Consider the following 20,148-nt stretch of genomic DNA (forward strand, 5'->3'; position numbering starts at 1 on the left):
ATCAGACCGGTATCAGTGGGCTTCGATTACCGCGCCGACCGATCCCCAGACATAGATCGAGGCGAACAGGAACAACCAGACCACGTCGACGAAATGCCAGTACCATGCGGCAGCCTCGAAACCGAAATGCTGCTTGGGCGTGAAATCGCCCTTCATGGCCCGGATCAGGCAGACGGCCAAGAAGATGGTGCCGATGATGACATGGAAGCCGTGGAAGCCGGTCGCCATGAAGAAGGTGGCGCCGTAGATGGAATCCTTGAAGGCGAACGGAGCATGCATGTACTCGTAGGCCTGCACCATGGTGAACAGCATGCCGAGGCCGACGGTCAGCACCAGCCCGTTGATCAGCCCCTTGCGATCGCCGTGGATAAGGGAGTGGTGCGCCCAGGTGACCGTGGTGCCCGACAACAGCAGGATCACGGTGTTATAGAGCGGCAGGTGGAAAGGATCGAGAACCTCCATGCCCTTCGGCGGCCAGACACCGCCGGTGAACGCGGTGCGGGCATATTGATGGGCTTCGCTCGGAAACAGGCTGGCATCGAAATAGGCCCAGAACCAAGCGACGAAGAACATCACCTCGGAGGCGATGAACATGATCATGCCATAGCGCAGATGCAACGACACGACCCGCGTGTGATGGCCCTCATGCGCTTCCTTGATCGTGTCCGACCACCAGGCGAACATGGTGTAGAGGACGATCGCGAGGCCGATGAAGAACAGCCACGGATTGGCGATGTTGAAGCCGAAGATCGGGAACGAGCCGCCCTTCAGGTATTCCATGAGGCAAACGCCGCCAAAGGCGGTGACGAGCGCCCCTATCGATCCCAGGAAAGGCCACGGGCTCGGGTCGACGAGATGATAGTCGTGATGTTTTGCGTGCGCGTCTGCCATATCAACCCCCGAGATTTCCTTCGGTATTTGAAATTGTCTTGCTGTTGCCCTGGACCGGCTCTGACGATGCGACCGGCTTGTTCTTCTCGACCGGAAACATCGTGTAGGACAGGGTGATCGTCTTCACGTCCTTCAGTTCCGGCACGTTGACGATATCGGGGTCCACGTAAAACAGGACCGGCATGTCAAGCGTTTCGCCGGGCTTCAGCGTGGTGTCGGTGAAGCAGAAGCATTCGACCTTGTTGAAATAGGGACCCGCCAGTTCAGGCTGGACATTGAAGGTGGCGCGGCCGGTGATGGGGCGATCGAACTTGTTGGTCGCCTGATAGTGCGCCTGCACCGTCTCGCCGATCTTCATGGTCATCGAGCGCTGGACCGGCTGGAAATCCCACGGCACGCCGGCGATATTGGCATCGAAGCGGACGGTGATCTCGCGATCGAGCACGCGGCCGGCATACTGCTTCTCGACGCGTTGCGTCGTGCCGCCATAGCCTGTCGCCTGGCAGAACATCTTGTACAGCGGCACCGCGGCATAGGCCATGCCGATCATGCCGGTGAAGAAGGCAAGGCAGACGGCCGCAACAAGGCGGTTGCTGTTGTGCCCGGCCGGTTTGGCGCTCGTGTCGACACCCATCTCCCGCCTCACATCGTGCCAGAGAGGTTATGACCGAACTTCACGATCGTCGCGATATAGAAGATAACGACCAGCACGGCCAAGGCTACGCCGATGGCGACCGAGCGGTTGCGCCGGGCCTTCCGCTGGCGTTCGGTCAAGGTGACCGTTTCGAGCTTGTCTTCGATCATGCTCATGCTCCACCCACCGCAAGTGCACGTTCGACGACGCTGTCGGCGAGATAGACGGCGAAGATGGCGAAGAGATAGAGCAGCGAATAGCCGAACAACGCCTTGGCTGGCTTCATCGCGCGATCGTCGTCGGACATGCCAAGCACTTTCCACGCATACCAGACAAAGCCGAGCCCGAGCAGCAGGGCAGCCACGCCATAGAACGGCGTGGTGTAGCCAAGCAGCCACGGCAGCACACCGACCGGGGCCAGCACCAGAGCATAGGCGAAGATCTGACGGCGGGTCGACGCCGGGCCGGCGACATTGGGCATCATCGGGATGCCGGCGCGTTCATAATCCTGCGACTTGAACAGCGCCAGCGCCCAGAAATGCGGCGGCGTCCACAGGAAGATGATGAGGAACAGGACGACGCTCTCCAGGCTGACCGTGCCGGTCACCGCGGCCCAGCCGATCACGGGCGGAATGGCGCCGGCAGCACCGCCGATGACGATGTTCTGCGGCGTCCAGCGCTTCAGCCACATTGTGTAGACGACGGCATAGAAGAAGATGGTGAAGGCCAGCAGCGCCGCCGACAGCCAGTTGACCAGCACGCCGAGCGTCATCACCGACAAAACCGAAAGCACCAACCCAAAGCTCAACGCCTCGTGGGGCTGGATGCGGCCGGCCGGCACCGGGCGGGTGGCGGTGCGTGTCATCACCGCGTCGATATCGGCATCGTACCACATATTGAGCGCGCCGGAGGCACCAGCCCCGATGGCAATAGCCAGGATCGCGATCACCGCCAGCAGCGGATTGATGGTCACGGGTGCCGCGACCAGTCCGACAAAGGCGGTGAACACCACCAGCGACATGACGCGCGGCTTCAGGAGGGCGAAGAAATCACCCGCCGTCGCTTCCGACATGCGGAAGCCCGCTTCGTCAATGCTGGTTTCGTCGACAAGGGCCATGCGTACTCAAATCCATATTCCGTTTGGCCGAAACCGCCGGCAGGCCGGCGGTTTCGATTCCGGGCTGCCGCCTTATTTGATCTTCGGCAGCTGCTCCCATTGGTGGAACGGCGGCGGCGACGGCAGCTGCCATTCCAGCGTCGTTGCGCCCTCGCCCCATGGATTGGCGCCAGCGATCCGCTTCTTCTGGAAGGCTTCGAACACGCCATAGAGGAAGATCACCACGCCGACGGCCGAAATGTACGAACCGTAGGACGACACCATGTTCCAGCCCGCAAACGCGTCCGGATAGTCGATGGTGCGGCGCGGCATGCCGGCAAGGCCGAGGAAGTGCTGCGGGAAGAAGACAAGGTTGACGCCGACGAACATGACCCAGAAATGGGTGTTGGCGATGACGGGCGAATACATGTAGCCGGTCATCTTCGGGAACCAGTAGTACCAGCCGGCGAAGATGGCGAACACCGCCCCCAGCGACAGCACGTAATGGAAGTGCGCGATCACGAAATAGGTGTCGTGCAGCGACCGGTCGAGACCGGCATTGGCCAGCTGAACCCCGGTAACACCACCGATCGTGAACAGGAAGATGAAGCCCAGCGCCCACAGCATCGGCGGCTTGAACGATATCGATCCGCCCCACATCGTCGCGATCCAGGAGAAGATCTTCACGCCCGTCGGCACCGCGATGACCATGGTGGCGAAGACGAAGTAGCGCTGCGTGTCGAGCGACAGGCCGGTCGTGTACATGTGGTGCGCCCAGACGATGAAGCCGACCGCGCCGATCGCGACCATGGCGTAGGCCATGCCGAGATAGCCGAACACCGGCTTGCGCGAGAAGGTGGAAACGATATGGCTGATGATGCCGAAGCCCGGCAGGATCAGGATATACACTTCCGGATGGCCGAAGAACCAGAACAGGTGCTGGAACAGCAGCGGATCGCCGCCGCCATCGGGAGCGAAAAAGGTCGTGCCGAAATTGCGGTCGGTAAGCAGCATGGTGATGCCGCCGGCAAGGACCGGAAGCGACAACAGCAGCAGGAATGCGGTGACCAGCACCGACCAAGCAAACAGCGGCATCTTGTGCAGCGTCATGCCTGGCGCGCGCATGTTGAAGATGGTGGTGATGAAGTTGATGGCACCCAGGATCGAGGACGCGCCGGCGATGTGGATCGACAGGATCGCCAGATCCATGGCCGGACCGGGCTGACCGGAGGTCGAAAGCGGCGGATAGAGCGTCCAGCCGCCGCCGACGCCGTAGGCGCCAGGCGCGCTCGGCACGAACATCGAGATAAGCAGCAGGATGAAAGCCGGCGGCAGCAGCCAGAACGAGATGTTGTTCATGCGCGGGAACGCCATGTCCGGGGCGCCGATCATGATCGGCACCATCCAGTTGGCAAAACCGCCGATCAGGGCCGGCATGACCATGAAGAAGATCATGATCAGCGCGTGCGCCGTGGCGAAGGCGTTGTACATGCTCTTGCCGCCGTCGATCGCGGCGTCACCGTTCATGCCGTAGACCATCTGCGCCAGACCGCTGAAGATCTGGATGCCAGGCTCCTGCAACTCCATGCGGATGGCGACCGACAGCGCGCCGCCGATGATGCCGGCCATGATCGCGAAGATCAGGTAGAGCGTACCGATGTCCTTGTGGTTGGTCGAATAAACCCAGCGCACCCAACCATGATAAGGCTTGTGGTCGTGCCCGTCGTGAGCTGCAGCGTCTGCCATGTTCCGCTCCGTTCCCTAAATCTTGCTAACCCGCGGCATCAGTTGCCGGCGGCCGCTACCTTGTTCTGGCCATCGACCTCGGCCATCAGCGTCTTGTTGGCGCCGGGCAGATCGGTCTTGGCCGCAGCCAGCCAGGTCTTGAACTGCGCGTCGGAGACGACGCGGATGGCGATCGGCATGAAGGCATGGTCCTTGCCGCAGAGCTGCGAGCACTGGCCGTAGTAGAGGCCTTCCTTCTCCGCCTTGAACCAGGTCTCGTTGGTGCGGCCGGGAATGGCATCGATCTTGATGCCGAAGGACGGCATGGCGAAGGAATGGATCACGTCGGTCGCGGTGACGAGCACCCGGGTCATCGTGTGGACGGGCACCACCATCTCGTTGTCGACGGCAAGCAGGCGCGGATAGACCTTGCGATCTTCCTTGCCGGCGGCGGCACGGTCGCCATCCTGGAGGATCGCCGAGTTGAACGAGAGCGTGTTGTCGGTCTGGTATTCGTAATCCCAGTTCCACTGGTTGCCCGTCGCCTTGACGGTGAGCTTGGCTTCTTCCGGCGGCGTGTACTGCGCGGTCAAGAGCTGGAACGAGGGGATGGCGAGGCAGAGCAGGACGACGACGGGGCCGACAGTCCAGATCACCTCGATCAGCGTGTTGTGGCTGGTCTTGGACGGAACCGGGTTGGCGCTCGCGCGGAATTTCACGATGCAGTAGATCAGAAGGACCAATACCAGGGCGGTGATCGGGATGATGAACCACATCGTGTAGTTTCCGAACCACTCGATCTGGCGCATCATGTCGGTTGCCGGCGCCTGGAAGGTCGTCTCCCACTCGACGGGCTGATCGGCATGGGCGGCCGTGCCGGCGAAAAACGTGGTAACGGCACAAGCGCTTAGAAACTTGGCACTTGCTGGAAGCTTGGCGTTTGCCAGGAAATTTCTCATCGCCCTCTTCGTCTCCCAGTTCCTCGCGGCTGTGTCCACGAGAATAACGAACAATGCCGGGACGGGAATCCCGACTGTCTCAAGCTGGTTCAAACCATACTCTTTTTCCCTCCGCAAGAAAGGAGCGGAGGAAACCGTGCGGCATTTTTGCGCGCAAGCCGGAATGCATCTTTGAAGGCGGCGGCCGCCATGGCGAATCGGCTATGTTCAACGGATCGGCTGCTTCCTGCCGGCCGGCGCGCCTGGCGTCGTAATTCGGGCGAAATTGGCTAGGAAAAGCGCCGCATGGGCATTTTCGTGGCGGCTCGGCCGCTGTCTCGTCCTTTACTTGGCTTTGGCGCGGCTTAAAGTGCCGTGATTCGCAATGGAGCCGTCATGAACTCTTGGCTGTCGGGATTTGGGCTTTCGAGCCCCTTGGCGAAGGTCATCTTTCTCGCCGCCTTGTCCGTCGCCGGCTTGTCGGCCGCCGGCCAGGCCAACGCGGCCCAGCCGAGCGGCACGGTGCGCTCGACCCATGGCGCGTGGTCGATCATCTGCGACACGCCGGCCGGCGCCACGTCCGAACAATGCGTGATGATGCAGAACGTCGTCGCCGAGGACCGCCCCGAGATGGGGCTGTCGGTCGTGGTGCTGCGCACCGCCGACAACAAGGCGGAGATCCTGCGCGTGCTGGCGCCGCTCGGCGTGCTCTTGCCCAACGGGCTCGGCCTCAATGTCGACGGCAAGGATATCGGCCGCGCTTATTTCGTGCGCTGCTTCCAGGACGGCTGCTACGCTGAGGTCATTCTCGAGAAGCCGCTGCTCGATACGCTGAAGACCGGCACGTCGGCCACGTTCATCGTCTTCCAGACGCCAGAAGAAGGCATCGGCATCCCGGTGGACCTCAAGGGTTTTGCCGACGGATTTGCGGCCCTGCCGTAGACTCCCGCGCCTCGACCCGGGAGCTGCCGATCAACGATAGGTTTTCCGGACCTGGGATAGATCCGGGACGCCGCCGCCCTGCATTTGAATGACGATTGGCGATTGTCTGGGCGCGGCTTCGCGCCTACATCCCGGATATAACCATTCATCCACGGACATACGCCATGAACAGCCTTATCGGCCAATTCGATATTTCCGACGATCGCGTCAAGGAGATCGTCGCAGAGACCATCAACGGCGCCGACGATGGCGAGTTGTTCGTCGAATACAGCGAGAGCGAAGCGCTGATGTTCGACAACGGTCGGCTGAAGACGGCCAATTTCAACACCGACCAGGGTTTCGGCCTACGCGCGGTTGCCGGCGAAGCCAGCGGCTATGCCCACTCCAGCGACCTGTCCGAGGCTTCGCTGCGACGCGCGGCTAACGCCGTCTCGACCGTCAAGGGCGGTTATTCCGGAACGCTTGCCGCCGCGCCCGCCCGCACCAACCGCCATCTCTATGGCGATGAGAACCCGATCCCCTCCCCTTCCTTCGAGGCCAAGGCGAAGCTGTTGCAGGAAGTCGACGCATGGCTGCGCGCCGAGGATCCGCGCGTGCGCCAGGTCTCGGCATCGCTGACCTCGTCCTGGCAGCATGTCGAGATCGTGCGCGCCGACGGCCAGGTGGTGCGCGACATCCGGCCGCTGGTCAGGGTGAACGTGTCGGTGGTGGTCGGCGACGGCGACCGCCAGGAAAGCGGCTCCTACGGCATGGGCGGACGCAAGGCGTTCGGCGACTTCCTCGTCGAGGACAGCTGGAAGCACGCCGCCAAGGAGGCGCTGCGTCAGGCGCTGGTCAATCTCGAAGCCGTACCGGCGCCGGCCGGCACTTTCGACATCGTGCTCTCCAGCGGCTGGCCCGGCGTCATGCTGCACGAGGCCGTCGGCCACGGGCTGGAAGGCGACTTCAACCGCAAGAAGACATCCGCTTTCGCCGGCCTGATGGGCCAGCAGGTGGCGGCAAAGGGCGTCACCGTCGTCGATGACGGCACGATCGCGGAACGACGCGGGTCGCTCACCGTCGACGATGAAGGCACGCCTTCGGCGCGCAACGTGCTGATCGAGGACGGCAAGCTGGTCGGTTACATGCAGGACCGCCAGAACGCCCGGCTGATGGGCATGCGGGCCACCGGCAACGGAAGGCGCGAGGGCTACGCGCACCAGCCGATGCCGCGCATGACCAACACCTACATGACATCGGGCGACATGGAGCCGGACGAGATCATCGCCTCGGTCAGGAACGGCATCTATGCCGTCTCCTTCGGCGGCGGCCAGGTCGACATCACCTCCGGAAAGTTCGTGTTCGGCTGCACCGAAGCCTACATGATCGAGAACGGCAAGGTGACGCAACCGATCAAGGGCGCCATGCTGATCGGTAACGGGCCCGACGCCATGCACCGCGTTTCGATGATCGGCAATGACATGAAGCTCGACAACGGCATCGGTATGTGCGGCAAGGCTGGACAGGGCGTGCCGGTCGGCGTCGGCCAGCCGCACCTCAGGATGGACCAGATGACGGTCGGCGGCACAAGGGTTTGAAGCCGCCTCGTGGCCAGTCTGCTAGGTCTTGCTCACAGACCGGCGCGACGTGGCATACAGGATCAGGAAGCCGATAACGCCGCCGATCGCGTACTGGGTCCATGCACTCAGGTAGTCGACGGTCCCATCATGGCCCGAGACATAGAGCGCAGCGCCGACAAACGTCATGACCGCGACGCCAAGCGCATAGGATGGCACCAGCCCCACACGCGTGAATTTTCTCAAGATCCAAGCGAGCACCGCACCGGTGAGCGCCATGATGAGAGCCGAACCAAAAATCTCGGCAACAAAACCTGGTGAAATCATCTTCTCCCCCTATCCCAATTTGGATTATGCCTTTTTGCGGGGCAGATTCAACCGCAGTGGCGATGATCCACAACTTTAGCGATAAATCTGGCTGGGATTTCGGGGCAGACTGCATGACGCGACCAGTCTCGCTGAGCAGGGCTAAGCGCCTAACGTCTTTTCCGCGGCTTCTCCAGCAAGGCAACAGCCTCGACATGGGGCGACCACAGAAACTGATCGATCGGCGTCACGCTTTTCACCGCGTAGCCGCCGTCGATGAGGATGCGCAAATCCCGCGCGAGCGTCACCGGGTTGCAGGAGACCGCGGCAACGAATGGAACATCCGAGCGGGCGATCTGCTTCGACTGATCCTCCGCGCCCGCGCGGGGCGGATCGAAGACAACGCCATCAAAGGCGTTTAACTCCTTGAACGTCAGCGGACGGCGGAACAGGTCTCGGCGCTCGCCGGTCACGCGTTTCAGGCCGGTGGCGAAGCGTGAACCCCGATCGAGCGCCGAAAGTGCGGCCGCATCGCCCTCCACCGCATGCACTTCCGATCTCGCGGCCAACCGCAGGGCGAAGCTGCCGCAGCCGGCGAAGAGATCGGCAATTTTTTTGGCACGTTTCAGATGTCCGCCGACGATATCGGCCATGGTCCGTTCGGCTGCCTCCGTCGCCTGCAGGAAGGCGCCCGGCGGCACCGCGACGGCAACGCTGCCGAACATGACGACAGGCTTCTTCGGCTCGATGATGATCTCGTCATCGATGGACAGTCTGGCAAAGCCCTGCGCAATGACAAAATTGGCGGCGATGCGGCGCTGGTTTTCGCCGAGCTTGCCCGATTCATGTACCGCCACGTCGAGGCCGGAACCCGTCACTGTGACCGCCATGCGAAACGATTTCGGGGTGGCGCAGATCAATTCGGCGAGTGCCCTCAAGCTGTCGAGCGCGTTGACGATCCCAGGCAGCGAGATCGGGCATTCGGAGATGGAAATGATTTCCGGCGACAGATGGCGATTGAAGCCGAGCAGCATGCCTGTTTCGGTGCGCCTAGCGGCGAGCACGACGCGGCGGCGCGTGTGCGGCGCGCAGGCGACCAGACCGCCTATTTCGCAATCGATGCCTCTCAGCGCATGCACGACCTTCTCGCGCTTCCACTGCTGATAGGCTTGCGCCTCCAAATGCTGGAGGGCGCAGCCGCCGCACTCGCCGAAATGGCGGCAGGCGGGTTCGATGCGCAGGGGCGAGGCCTCGATCAGCGCCATCAGCGTGGCGCGATCCCTTTCACGCGCCGCGGTGACGACCTCGCCTGGCAGCGTGAAAGGAATGAACAGATCGCCGCTTTCGGTGTCGGCGATGCCATCCCCCTGGGCGCCAAGCTTTTTGATGGTGAAGCGTGCACTCATCGGTCCTTGACCCCACCAAGCAGGAATTCGCGATTGCCGTCACCGCCCTCGATTGGCGACAGATGCAAGCCGAGCGAGCGCCAGCCGGGCACGGCATCCAGCCAATCCTGCAGCAAGCCGGCGACACGGGCGGCATGATAGGGGTCTTTCAGCAGGCCGCCCTTGCCGATCGCCTCGCGACCCGCCTCGAACTGCGGCTTGACCAGAAACATCGCTGCGGCACCGGGCTTGGCGATGGCAAGCGCAGGCGGCAGGGCCAGTTTCAGTGAAATGAAACTGACGTCGGAGACTATGAAGTCCGGACTGCGGCCGCCAAGATCGGCGGTTGAGAGATCGCGGGCGTTCAGCCCCTCGATGACCGTCACGCGCGCGTCCTTGCCGATATCAGCATGCATCTGTCCGTGACCGACATCGATCGCCGTGACATGGGTCGCGCCGCGTTCGAGCAGGACCTGGGTGAATCCGCCGGTCGAGGCGCCGATGTCGAGCGCCTCACAGCCGGCCGGATCGAGGCCGAAATGGTCGAGCCCGGCGATCAGCTTCAGCGCCGCGCGTGAGACATAGCCTTGGGCCGGGTCATCAACGGCGATGACACATTCCGGTTGCACGGCCTGGCCAGGCTTTCGGGCAATAGCGCCGTCCACCGTTACCGTGCCGCGCTCGACCGCGTCGCGGGCACGCGAGCGGCTGGCAAACAGGCCGCGCTGGACGAGCAGATCGTCGAGCCGCTGGCGCGTGCTGGCTGGCGGGGGAAAATTCATCGGTCTTCCTTGGCGAAAGCCGGCGGCGAAGGCAAGGAGATTGGAGCGGGAGAAGCAACATCCCCCAGGGCGGCGACCGCAGGGAGCCGCTCGCGGCCAGTCGCATATCGCATCAGGTCGGCCACGATGATAAGGAAGAAACGCCGTTTTGCTGCCGAAGGCGAAGGAGGACGGATGCTGACGGGAATCTGCCATTGCGGTGCGGCCCACTGGACCTTGAAGGGCGATCCCGGGCCGATCACCGCTTGCAACTGCACGCTGTGCCGACGTTACGGCACGCTCTGGGCCTACGACTTTGTCGATGAACGTATCCGCGTCGTGGGGCCGATAAAAAGCTATAAACGTGCCGGCAAGGCCGAACCCACGCTCGAGATCCTGTTCTGCCCGACATGTGCGTGCGTGCTTGCCTGGCGCGGTTTGCGCCCAGCCGGCCGCACGCGGATCGCCGTCAATGTAAGGCTTGCGCCGCCGGAAGCCGTGGCCGACCTGCCGATCGACCATTTCGACGGTCTCGAGACCTACGACGATCTGCCGCGCGACGGCCGCTGCGTGCGCGACATGTGGTTTTGATTTGGGTGGTTTGATTTGGGCGAGATCAGAAGATGGTGCGGGGAGCCTGCCGTTCGACGGCGGGAGACAGGCCGTCATCCCGATCGCGGGCAACTTCCCTGCGCGGGCGCTCAACTGGCGCGGCGGATGCCGATGCGGCGTCCGGCGGGACAACAAGCTGCGGCAGCTGCTTGTAGGAGAAGCCGCCCCTGATATGCCCCATCTTACTGGCGACTATATCCGCGGCCGCCTTCTCGAGATTGCGGTCGTAGCGCGTTCCGGCGATGGCCGGCGCTGCGATGGCGGTCAGGATCGCCATGCCGCACAGAAGCGTCTTCACTGTTGTTGTCTCCCTGCCTGGCCAGAACCTAGCAGCGTGCCGTTGAAAAACGGGCAAGAGACACGGTAAGCAAAACGCCAAACCGCAATGTCAACAATGCGTTACGACATCGAGCCGGCAAACCGATTCAAGCGCTTGATGTGTCGAGTCAGGCGCGCTGGGCGCGGACCGCCTGCCCGAGGGCGGTGAAAACCGTATGGACGATGCCGGCGGCATCGAGACCGGCATCGGCATACATCTTTTCCGGCTTGGCGTGGTCCGCAAACACGTCCGGTAGCACAAGCGGGCGCACTTTCAGGCCGCTTTCCAGCAGGCCCTCATGGGCGAGGAACTGCAAAACGTGACTGGCGAAGCCGCCGATGGCGCCCTCCTCCACCGTGACCAGAACCTCGTGCGAGCGGGCCAGCCGTCGGATCAGGTCCTCGTCGAGCGGCTTCGCGAAGCGCGCATCGGCGACGGTGGTCGAAAGCCCGGCCGCGCCCAGCTCCTCGGCCGCGATCAGGCAATCCTGCAAGCGCGTGCCGAAGGAGAGGAGTGCCACCTTGCCGCCTTCCCTGATGATGCGGCCCTTGCCGATTTCGAGCACCGAGCCGCGATCGGGCATGTCGACGCCGACGCCATTGCCGCGCGGATAGCGGAAGGCGATCGGGCCGTCATCGTAGGTTGCCGCGGTGCGCACCATGTGGCGCAGTTCCGCCTCGTCGGCCGCCGCCATGACGACGAAGCCCGGCAGGGAGGCCAGGAAGGTGGTGTCGAAGGCGCCGCAATGGGTGGCGCCGTCGGCTCCGACGAAGCCGGCGCGATCGATGGGGAAGCGCACCGGCAATTTCTGGATCGCCACGTCGTGCACGACCTGATCGTAGGCACGTTGCAAGAAGGTCGAATAGATCGCCGCGAACGGCTTGTAGCCTTCGGTCGCGAGGCCGGCCGCGAACGTCACCGCATGCTGTTCGGCGATGCCGACGTCGAAGGTCCTGGCCGGAAACACTTCGCCGAACAGGTCAAGCCCGGTGCCGCCCGGCATGGCGGCGGTGACGGCGACGATGCGCTCGTCCTCCTGGGCCTCCCGGATCAGGCTTTCGGCGAACACCTTGGTATAGGCCGGCGCGTTGGCCGGGGCCTTGGCCTGAGCGCCGGTGATGACGTCGAACTTGTTGACGCCGTGATATTTGTCGGCCGCGGCCTCGGCCGGCGCGTAGCCCTTGCCCTTCTGGGTGACGACATGGATCAGCACGGGGCCCTTGCCATTGTCACGGACATTTTTCAGCACCGGGATCAGATGGTCCAGATTGTGACCGTCGATCGGACCGATATGGTAGAAGCCGAGCTCCTCGAACAGCGTGCCGCCTGTGACGTAGCCGCGCGCGTGCTCGACCGCCCTGGTGATGGCACGGTCGGCACGCTTGCCGAGATACGAGGTCAGTTTCTTGCCGAAGTCGCGCAGGCCGACATAGGCCTTGCCAGAGGCCAGGCGCGCCAGATAGGCGCTCATGGCGCCGGTCGGTGGGGCGATCGACATGTCGTTGTCGTTGAGGATGACGATCAGGCGGGCATCGAGCGCGCCGGCATTGTTCATCGCCTCATAGGCCATGCCGGCCGACATGGCGCCGTCGCCGATGACAGCGATGACATTGTTGCGGCCGCCGGCAAGATCGCGGGCCGCCGCCATGCCGAGGCCGGCCGATATCGACGTCGAGGAGTGGGCGGCGCCAAACGGATCGTATTCGCTCTCGGTGCGGCGGGTGAAGCCGGAGAGGCCGCCCTCCTGCCGCAGGGTGCGGATGCGATCGCGGCGCCCGGTCAGGATCTTGTGCGGATAGGCCTGGTGGCCGACATCCCAGATCAACCGGTCATCGGGGGTATTGAAGACATAGTGCAGCGCCACGGTCAGTTCGACCACGCCAAGCCCGGCGCCGAGATGACCGCCGGTGCGCGACACCGCGTCGATCAGTTCGAGGCGAAGCTCTGATGCCAGTTGCGGCAATTCGCTTTCGGAAAGCGTGCGCAGCTCGGCCGGGATGCGGACCTTGTCGAGAAGCGGCGTATGCGGCGTTGCGTTCACGGGTAGGCCCAAGCTTCTGTTCATGCGCGGGATAGGCCGCCGGCAGGCGAAAGTAAATGCCTGCCAAATGACGCGAAAGGCACGCCCCGTCGTCGATTTCCTCAGCCTTCCGGCAGTGGAATGAACTCTTCCTCATCGCCGGGAACGATGTCGAAGCGGCCGGTCTTCCATTCTTGCTTGGCCTGTTCGATGCGCTCCTTGGAGGACGAGACAAAATTCCACCAGATGTAGCGCTTCGAGCCCAGCGAGGCACCGCCGAACAGCATGAAATGGGCACCAGCCTGTGAGGATACGACGATCTCGTCGCCGGGCCGGAACACCAGCAGCCGTTCCGCCGGAAACACGTCGCCGGAAATCGAGACCTCGCCTTCCAGCGTATAGATGGCGCGTTCTTCCGCGTCGGCAGGGATTTTCACGCTGGCGCCGGGCGCCAGCCTGAGGTCGGCGTAGAGCGTCTCGGAATCGGCTCGCACCGGGGAACGCAGCCCCTGGAAATCGCCTATAACGATGCGGCCGCTGACGCCTTCCGCGTCGATGTCGGGAAGCCGCGCGACAGCGGTGTTTTCGAAAACCGGCGCCACGTCCTCCTTGCCGTCCGGCAGCGCCAACCATGTCTGCAGCCCCGAGATCGACATCGGCGCGCCGCGCAGTTCTTCCGGCGTGCGCTCCGAATGGACGATGCCGCGGCCGGCGGTCATCAGGTTCACGTCACCCGGCTCGATCACCATCTCGGTGCCGAGCGAATCGCGATGCCTGATCCTGCCGTCGAACAGGTAGGTGACCGTCGACAGGCCGATATGAGGATGCGGCCGGACGTCGAGCGCCTGACCGGCACGCAGGATGGCCGGGCCCATGCGGTCGAAGAAGATGAAGGGACCGACCAGCCGCCTTTTGGCGGTCGGCAAGGCGCGGCGAACCTGAAAACCGCCAATGTCCTTGGCGTTCGGAATGACCATCAATTCGATCTGGTCGCCGGCAAAGGCATCGCCGGCTTCAGGATCCTTCCCGGGAAAGAAGCTCATGAACTCTCCTTGTCAGCGGCCGATGGCTGCTTTGGCCAGATCAGGCAAAGCGGATCGCCGCCTTCGCCCGCAGCTTGGCCGCAACCTCCTCGCGATTGCGCGGATGCTGGTTGGTTTCAAGCGAATCGAGAAGCTCGCGCGCCGACGCCGCGATGGCCTCGACGGCATGGTCGAATGCGTGCTGGTTCTGCTTCGAAGGCCGCGTCGTTCCGCTCAGCTTGCGAACGAATTGAAGGGCTGCATCGCGCACCTCGTCGTTGGTCGCCGGCGGATCAAAATTGAACAGGGTCTTGATGTTTCTGCACATCGCTTCCGTATCTCCTCTTGTCCTGGAGCCGTTTCAATCGGGACGCGTTCTATCCTCAATCATGATCGTGTCAAAAACCAGAGAGACGGCTGCGTGCCTCAATCCGCGTCCAGCGGCTCCGTCCCGACCGGCTTGCCGTCGCGGGACAGCCTGATCTTCTCCACCTTGTCCTCGGCCGCCTTGAGCAGCCGGTCGCAATGCACCTTCAGCGCCTCGCCGCGCTCGTAGATCTTGATCGACTGGTCGAGCGGCACATCGCCACGCTCCAGATCATCGACGATCTTCTCCAGCGCGTCGAGAGCCTGTTCGAAGCTCATCGCCTTGACGTCTTCGTTGGTTTCACCAGCCATCATTCATCCTTTCATCAGTCGCCCGACATGGGCGGCGACCGAAAATGCCAATCCTTGCAGATCGTAGCCGCCCTCGAGCAGGCTGACGAGCCGGTTGGCGCTGTGGCGCGCCGCGCGCTGCATGAGTTGGCCGGTCGCCCAGTCGAAATCATCCTCGGTCAGGTTGATCTCGGCCAGCGGATCGCGATGATGCGCGTCGAAGCCGGCCGAAATGATGATCAGGTCGGGTGCAAAATTGTCGAGCGAGGGCAGCACGCGCGACAGGAAGGCATCGCGGAACGCCTCGCTGCCGGTCTGCGGCGCAAGCGGCGCGTTGACGATGTTGCCGGCGCCGGTTTCGTTCTTTGCTCCGGTGCCGGGGTAGAGCGGCATCTGGTGCGTCGAGCAATAAAGCACGGACGGATCGTCCCAGAAAACATCCTGCGTGCCGTTGCCGTGATGCACGTCCCAGTCGACGATGGCGACGCGTTCGATATCGTGTTTGCGCTGTGCATAACGTGCGGCGATGGCCGCCGTGTTGAACAGGCAGAAGCCCATCGCCGTCGCTTTCTCCGCATGATGGCCGGGCGGCCGGGCGGCGACGAAAACGTTGTCTGCCCTGCCGGCAAAGACGTCGTCGACGGCGGCGTTGGCGGCGCCGATCGCGGTGATCGCCGCTTGCCAGCTCTTCGGGCTGGCCGTTGTGTCGGCATCGATGCGGGCGATGCCCGTCTCGGGAATGGCGGCGCGTACCCGCTCGACGAAATCCTCGGGATGCGCGTAGAGAATGGTGGCCTCATCGCCTTGTGGCGCCTCGAGGCGGTCGAGCGCGGCAAAAGCCTCGTCGTCGAGCACGCGCTCGATTGCGCGCAAGCGGTCCGGCCGCTCCGGATGGCCGGGTGGCGTGATGTGCTCGAGGAAGATCGGATGGGTGTAGAGACGAGTGGCCATGCTCCCTATCTAGTGCCCCGGCGCGGCGATGGCCATGCATTGCGGCCTGATGGCTGGGGAAAATCGCGCCTGCGTCCATTCGCGTCGCCGCGGGGATTGGCGGCGCAGGGGCTTCGTCGTAAAGTCCCGGCCACTGCCTGGTGCCCGCCGCGAGCGGGAGAATCGGGAACACGGTTTGATACCGTGGCGTGCCCAACGCTGTAAGGGGGACCGCGCCGGTAAATGCCACTGTCGATGACGGGAAGGCGCCGGATGCGGGTTGATCCCGAGCCAGAAGACCGGCCTGGCAGGCATCGTCATCCGCATGGTCAGGCGGACGGCAGTTGATTGCAATCGCAAGGGGACAAGCGATGCCGGACAATATGACCATCCCCGTGGGTGACGGATTCGACCAGATGGCGCGCGATGCGGTCTACCGCGCCATGTTCACGCGGCGCGATGTCCGCAGCCATTTTACATCAGAGGCCGTCGACGACGAGGTCTTGGCGCGGCTGCTGCTTGCCGCCCATCACGCGCCATCGGTCGGCTTCATGCAGCCATGGAATTTCATCGTCATTCGTGGCACCGAACGACGGGAACAGGTGCGCGACCTGTTCCTCGCGGCGCGCGAGCAGGAATTGCCGGCGATCGAGGAAGAGCGGCGGGCGCTCTACCGCAAGCTCAAGCTGGAAGGCATCTGCGAAAGCGCGCTCAATATCTGTATCACCTGCGACCGCCGACGCTCACAGGGTTCGCCGCTGGGACGCTGGCACAATCCCGAGATGGATCTCTACAGCACGGTCTGCGCGGTGCAGAATTTCTGGCTGGCGGCGCGCGCCGAAGGCGTCGGCGTCGGCTGGGTCAGCATTATCGAGGCGCAGGCGTTGAAAGGCCTTCTGTCGATTCCCGAGCATGTGACGCCGGTGGCCTATCTCTGTGTCGGCCGTGTCTCGGAGTTCGCGCCGAAACCGGACCTCGAAACACATGGCTGGGGGCGGCGGCTGCCGCTGCCCGAGCTGATCATGAGCGAGACGTTTTGCGGACAGGGCGAAGTTCCGCTCAAATCAACGATCGCACGCCTCAAGGCGGCAACATGCGAAAAGTCTGACAAACTCTTGATTTGATTGCCGATACGGCATGCCCAGAGCTGCCGGCGGCCTGCCGTCGTCAGGCGGCTCCGGCATCCTTCCTCAACAATCCTTCGAGCAGTTGCTTGAATGCCGCCACCACGGTCTTCGACGTCGCTTCCGGGTCGTTCGAATTGGCGATCCGCTGCGCCGCCTGGCTGCTCGCCCCGTTGATCAGCCGTGCCGCGGTCTCGGGGTCTACGCCCGGGACAACCACCCCGTCGCCCTGCAGCGTCGTCAGGTGATCGGTCATCGACGCGACGCAGGCATTGGCGTTCGGCCATTGCGCGGGATCCCCCAGCACGGCCGGACCGTCCCGAAACATGATGCGCTGGATTTCCGGCTCCAGCGCCATTTCGATGTAGCTCGTGCATTCGTCGACGAAGCTTTGCCAGCGGGTCGGTGCTTTCGCTGCAACCTCATTCACTCGTGCCGCCATCTCGGCGTCTATCTCGGCGATAACCGCCTGCAAAAGCCCCTTCTTGTCCCCGAAATGATGATAGAGCGCACCGCGCGTCAGCCCGGCCGATGCGGTGAAATCATCCATCGATGCCTCGGCATAACCAATCGTTCCGAACGCATGCCGGGCCGCGGCAATCAATTTGGCGCGCGTTTCGGCGATCATTTCCCTGCGGGGCTTGTGCATCTCTTCTGGCCTTATCCACATACGTCACGTATGCCAATTGACATACGCGACGTATGATCTATTTAGTATTCATACGCATCGTATGTAATTTCCGAATCGCCTTTTGTCGAGGAACGGACCATGCAGAACCCCTATTCCGAGATCTTTCGAGCCCCTGGCGCCAAGGGCTTTGCCGCTGCAGGCTTCATGGCGCGCCTGCCGATCGCCATGGCGCCGATCGGCATCGTGGCGATGCTGTCGCAGACGCGTGGCGAATACTGGCTGGCGGGTGCCGTCTCGGCGACATTCGCGCTGGCCAACGCTTTCCTGGCGCCGCAGATCTCCAGGCTGGTCGACCGCCTCGGCCAGACATGGATCGTCGTGCCCACCACCATCATCTCCGTGCTGGCATTCCTGCTGCTGATTGCGTCGGCCAACCAGGATTGGCCGGTATGGACATCGTTCGTGTCGGCGCTGCTGGCAGCGGCCATGCCCAGCATGCCGGCAATGGTGCGCGCGCGCTGGACCGAGCTTTTTCGCGGCCGGCCGGAGATGAACACCGCCTTCGCCTTCGAATCGGCGGCCGACGAGCTGGTCTATATCGCCGGCGCGTCGCTGTCGGTGGGCCTCAGTGCGGCGCTGTTTCCGGAAGCAGGCATGCTGGCGAGCACGTTGTTTCTCGCTTTGGGCTCGATAGCATTCATCCTGCAGCGATCGACCGAGCCGAAAGTGCGGCCGGTGGACCATGGTTCGACTGGCTCGGCAATCCGCCTGCGGCCGGTACAGATCATCACCTTCGCCCTGATCTTCATCGGCGCGACCTTCGCGACGACGGAAGTGAGCACGGTGGCGATCACCAAGGAGTTCGGCCAAGCCGGTGCCGCAAGCCTGGTGATCGGCGTCTATGCGCTGGGATCGTTCGTGTTGGGCATCGTGGTCGGCGCGCTCAACCTCAAGACGCCGCTACAGCGCCAGCTGACCGTCGCGGTCGCCATCATCGCAGTCAGCACGATTTTGCCGCTCACCGCCGACAGCGTGCCGATTTTGGCGCTGACCGTCTTCATCAGCGGCGTGGCGATCTCGCCGACTTTCATCACGGCATTCGGCCTGATCGAACGGCATGTGCCGGAAGCGATGCTGACCGAGGGCATTACCTGGGTGACAACGGGAATCGGCATCGGCATGGCGCTGGGCTCTTTCGCCGCCGGCGCGGTGGTGGATGCGTTCGGCGCCCAGAACGGGTTCTGGGTCTCGGTGGTCGCGGGCGGCATCGCGCTGGTCACGGTGCTGCTCGGCCAGCGCAGTCTTGCCACTCACAAATGCGAGTTGGATGGGTGTGAAGCGGCCGTCGCTGCCGCGGAATGAACCATGACGCGTCCGGTTCAGCGGATCGGACGCTATTGCCGCCGTCGAATCTAGAGAATCTCGGTCTTGGCGATGTGGATGCCAAAACCTTCGAGGCCGACATAGTGGCGCTCGCGCGAGGCGATCAAATTGATCGAGGAAATGCCGAGATCCTTCAGGATCTGAGCACCGAGCCCGATCTCGCGCCATTCATTCTCGCGGCGGCGCGCCTCTTCGTGGTCCTCCCCGTCGCCGCTCGCCGGCCGGTTGCGCTCCTGGTGGGCGACACCGACCGAGCCCTCGCGCAGATAGACGATGACGCCGCGCTTGCGCTCGCCCATCGCCTTCATGATGGCGTCCAGCCGGTGGCTGGTGCCGAAGACGTCGGTCACCACGTCCTCGGAGTGCAGACGCACAGGCACCTCTTCCCCATCGCGGATGTCGCCGAAGACGACGGCGACATGATGCATGGAATCCCAGGGCAGCGTGTAGGTGAAGACTTGCGCCTTGCCGCCGAGCGTGTCGATCTCGGAGCATGCCACGCGTTCGACCAGTGTTTCCTTGCGTTGCCGATAGGCGATGAGGTCGGCGACCGAGACCTGCTTGAGGCCGTGCTCCTCGGCAAAAGCCGCGACCTGCGGGCCGCGCTTGACGGTGCCGTCATCATTGACCAGTTCCGAGATCACGCCGATCGGCGGCAGGCCGGCGAGCTTGCACAGATCGACGGCCGCCTCGGTATGGCCCGAACGCATAAGCACGCCGCCTTCGCGCGCGATGAGCGGGAAGATGTGGCCGGGGCGGACGAAATCGGAGGCGCCGACATTGCCGTTGGCGAGATTGCGCACGGTCAGCGTGCGGTCGTCAGCTGAAATGCCAGTCGTGGTGCCGTGCTTGAAATCGACGCTAACCGTGAAGGCGGTGGTGTGCGCCGAATCATTGTCGGCGACCATCGGCGCAAGGTTGAGGCGCTTGGCCTCCTCGCGCGGCATCGGCGTGCAGACGATGCCCGAAGTGTTGCGCACGATGAAGGCCATCTTTTCCGGCGTGCAATGGACGGCGGCGACGATCAGGTCGCCCTCGTTCTCGCGCCCGTCATCATCCATGACGACGACGATCTCGCCGCGCTCGAAGGCCCGGATTGCTTCGACGATCTTCTTCTGGTCGTAAGACATGGAATGCTCGCTTCGCTCGCAAGGGAGTAGGGGAATAGGGCGGTAAGGCGGTAGGGGAAAGGAAAAATTGCTCGTCTCGCGGGCAG

22 protein-coding genes and 1 riboswitch are annotated in these 20,148 nt (G+C 63.3%); of the genes, 5 read left to right on the forward strand and 17 right to left on the reverse strand.

Annotated elements, in window-relative coordinates:
• Positions 1 to 12: 12 nt before the first annotated feature.
• The 6 genes from FJ953_RS05820 to coxB form a co-directional block, all read right to left on the reverse strand.
• Positions 13 to 891: a cytochrome c oxidase subunit 3 gene (locus FJ953_RS05820; RefSeq protein ID WP_140494964.1), complete on the reverse strand. Its 879-nt coding sequence runs from the start codon at positions 889 to 891 to the stop codon at positions 13 to 15.
• Position 892: 1 nt separating this feature from the next.
• The gene (locus FJ953_RS05825) at positions 893 to 1,525 is read right to left on the reverse strand and encodes a cytochrome c oxidase assembly protein (RefSeq protein WP_140514826.1); all 633 of its coding nucleotides are present in this window, start codon (positions 1,523 to 1,525) and stop codon (positions 893 to 895) included.
• 8 nt (positions 1,526 to 1,533) lie between these two features.
• On the reverse strand, positions 1,534 to 1,695 hold the full coding sequence (locus tag FJ953_RS05830; RefSeq protein WP_140494968.1) for a hypothetical protein: 162 nt from the start codon (positions 1,693 to 1,695) through the stop codon (positions 1,534 to 1,536).
• Positions 1,696 to 1,697: 2 nt separating this feature from the next.
• A complete protein-coding gene (locus FJ953_RS05835; RefSeq protein ID WP_140494970.1) occupies positions 1,698 to 2,642 on the reverse strand; it encodes a heme o synthase in 945 nt (314 codons plus the stop codon).
• A 72-nt stretch (positions 2,643 to 2,714) separates the two neighbouring features.
• Positions 2,715 to 4,367 carry a cytochrome c oxidase subunit I gene (ctaD, locus tag FJ953_RS05840; RefSeq protein WP_140494972.1) on the reverse strand — a complete coding sequence of 551 codons (1,653 nt, stop codon included), beginning with the start codon at positions 4,365 to 4,367 and terminating at the stop codon, positions 2,715 to 2,717.
• 38 nt (positions 4,368 to 4,405) lie between these two features.
• Complete coding sequence (gene coxB, locus FJ953_RS05845) at positions 4,406 to 5,422, reverse strand: cytochrome c oxidase subunit II (protein ID WP_181167186.1); 1,017 nt, start codon at positions 5,420 to 5,422, stop codon at positions 4,406 to 4,408.
• A gap of 258 nt (positions 5,423 to 5,680) precedes the next feature.
• Here coxB and FJ953_RS05850 point away from each other — a divergent pair, with 258 nt between their 5' ends.
• Together FJ953_RS05850 and tldD are read left to right on the forward strand one after the other, a co-directional pair.
• The gene (locus tag FJ953_RS05850; RefSeq protein ID WP_140494976.1) at positions 5,681 to 6,226 is read left to right on the forward strand and encodes an invasion associated locus B family protein; all 546 of its coding nucleotides are present in this window, start codon (positions 5,681 to 5,683) and stop codon (positions 6,224 to 6,226) included.
• 164 nt (positions 6,227 to 6,390) lie between these two features.
• Positions 6,391 to 7,803 (forward strand): metalloprotease TldD, encoded by a 1,413-nt coding sequence (gene tldD / locus FJ953_RS05855; RefSeq protein ID WP_140494978.1) that lies wholly within the window; start codon positions 6,391 to 6,393, stop codon positions 7,801 to 7,803.
• A gap of 21 nt (positions 7,804 to 7,824) precedes the next feature.
• On the opposite strand, the gene FJ953_RS05860 is transcribed toward tldD, so the two are convergent.
• The 3 genes from FJ953_RS05860 to FJ953_RS05870 all read right to left on the reverse strand — a co-directional run bounded on the left by FJ953_RS05860 (position 7,825) and on the right by FJ953_RS05870 (position 10,255).
• Positions 7,825 to 8,109 (reverse strand): hypothetical protein, encoded by a 285-nt coding sequence (locus FJ953_RS05860; RefSeq protein ID WP_140494980.1) that lies wholly within the window; start codon positions 8,107 to 8,109, stop codon positions 7,825 to 7,827.
• 149 nt (positions 8,110 to 8,258) lie between these two features.
• On the reverse strand, positions 8,259 to 9,494 hold the full coding sequence (locus FJ953_RS05865; RefSeq protein WP_140564261.1) for a class I SAM-dependent RNA methyltransferase: 1,236 nt from the start codon (positions 9,492 to 9,494) through the stop codon (positions 8,259 to 8,261).
• Entirely contained in the window at positions 9,491 to 10,255 is a 765-nt protein-coding gene (locus FJ953_RS05870; RefSeq protein ID WP_140580777.1) for a TlyA family RNA methyltransferase, read from the reverse strand. Before FJ953_RS05870 ends, FJ953_RS05865 begins: the two co-directional genes overlap by 4 nt.
• A gap of 174 nt (positions 10,256 to 10,429) precedes the next feature.
• On the opposite strand from FJ953_RS05870, the gene FJ953_RS05875 reads away from it, so the two are divergent.
• On the forward strand, positions 10,430 to 10,825 hold the full coding sequence (locus FJ953_RS05875) for a GFA family protein (protein ID WP_140623528.1): 396 nt from the start codon (positions 10,430 to 10,432) through the stop codon (positions 10,823 to 10,825).
• 25 nt (positions 10,826 to 10,850) lie between these two features.
• Here FJ953_RS05875 and FJ953_RS05880 read toward each other — a convergent pair whose 3' ends face one another.
• The 6 genes from FJ953_RS05880 to FJ953_RS05905 form a co-directional block, all read right to left on the reverse strand.
• Complete coding sequence (locus FJ953_RS05880; protein WP_140623529.1) at positions 10,851 to 11,144, reverse strand: hypothetical protein; 294 nt, start codon at positions 11,142 to 11,144, stop codon at positions 10,851 to 10,853.
• A gap of 148 nt (positions 11,145 to 11,292) precedes the next feature.
• A complete protein-coding gene (dxs, locus tag FJ953_RS05885) occupies positions 11,293 to 13,230 on the reverse strand; it encodes a 1-deoxy-D-xylulose-5-phosphate synthase (RefSeq protein ID WP_181171572.1) in 1,938 nt (645 codons plus the stop codon).
• Between the two features lie 77 nt (positions 13,231 to 13,307).
• On the reverse strand, positions 13,308 to 14,228 hold the full coding sequence (locus FJ953_RS05890) for a pirin family protein (RefSeq protein ID WP_140558204.1): 921 nt from the start codon (positions 14,226 to 14,228) through the stop codon (positions 13,308 to 13,310).
• Between the two features lie 40 nt (positions 14,229 to 14,268).
• Positions 14,269 to 14,535, reverse strand: coding sequence for a DUF2277 domain-containing protein (locus FJ953_RS05895; protein WP_010914875.1), 267 nt, complete (start codon positions 14,533 to 14,535; stop codon positions 14,269 to 14,271).
• A 98-nt stretch (positions 14,536 to 14,633) separates the two neighbouring features.
• Positions 14,634 to 14,885, reverse strand: a complete 252-nt coding sequence (locus FJ953_RS05900; RefSeq protein ID WP_013896673.1) for an exodeoxyribonuclease VII small subunit — start codon at positions 14,883 to 14,885, stop codon at positions 14,634 to 14,636.
• A 3-nt stretch (positions 14,886 to 14,888) separates the two neighbouring features.
• Entirely contained in the window at positions 14,889 to 15,815 is a 927-nt protein-coding gene (locus FJ953_RS05905; protein ID WP_140623531.1) for a histone deacetylase family protein, read from the reverse strand.
• Between the two features lie 121 nt (positions 15,816 to 15,936).
• A riboswitch (cobalamin riboswitch) is annotated at positions 15,937 to 16,117 on the forward strand.
• A gap of 48 nt (positions 16,118 to 16,165) precedes the next feature.
• Between FJ953_RS05905 and bluB the strand changes: the two genes are divergently transcribed.
• Positions 16,166 to 16,918, forward strand: coding sequence for a 5,6-dimethylbenzimidazole synthase (gene bluB, locus FJ953_RS05910; protein ID WP_140498060.1), 753 nt, complete (start codon positions 16,166 to 16,168; stop codon positions 16,916 to 16,918).
• A gap of 43 nt (positions 16,919 to 16,961) precedes the next feature.
• On the opposite strand, the gene FJ953_RS05915 is transcribed toward bluB, so the two are convergent.
• Positions 16,962 to 17,567: a TetR/AcrR family transcriptional regulator gene (locus FJ953_RS05915; protein WP_140498058.1), complete on the reverse strand. Its 606-nt coding sequence runs from the start codon at positions 17,565 to 17,567 to the stop codon at positions 16,962 to 16,964.
• A 120-nt stretch (positions 17,568 to 17,687) separates the two neighbouring features.
• Here FJ953_RS05915 and FJ953_RS05920 point away from each other — a divergent pair, with 120 nt between their 5' ends.
• Positions 17,688 to 18,911: an MFS transporter gene (locus FJ953_RS05920; protein WP_140498056.1), complete on the forward strand. Its 1,224-nt coding sequence runs from the start codon at positions 17,688 to 17,690 to the stop codon at positions 18,909 to 18,911.
• Between the two features lie 50 nt (positions 18,912 to 18,961).
• Here FJ953_RS05920 and ribB read toward each other — a convergent pair whose 3' ends face one another.
• Complete coding sequence (gene ribB / locus FJ953_RS05925; protein WP_140498053.1) at positions 18,962 to 20,062, reverse strand: 3,4-dihydroxy-2-butanone-4-phosphate synthase; 1,101 nt, start codon at positions 20,060 to 20,062, stop codon at positions 18,962 to 18,964.
• Positions 20,063 to 20,148 lie beyond the last annotated feature (86 nt).

The sequence above is a fragment of the Mesorhizobium sp. B2-3-6 genome, from assembly GCF_006442305.1.
Taxonomy (GTDB): domain Bacteria; phylum Pseudomonadota; class Alphaproteobacteria; order Rhizobiales; family Rhizobiaceae; genus Mesorhizobium.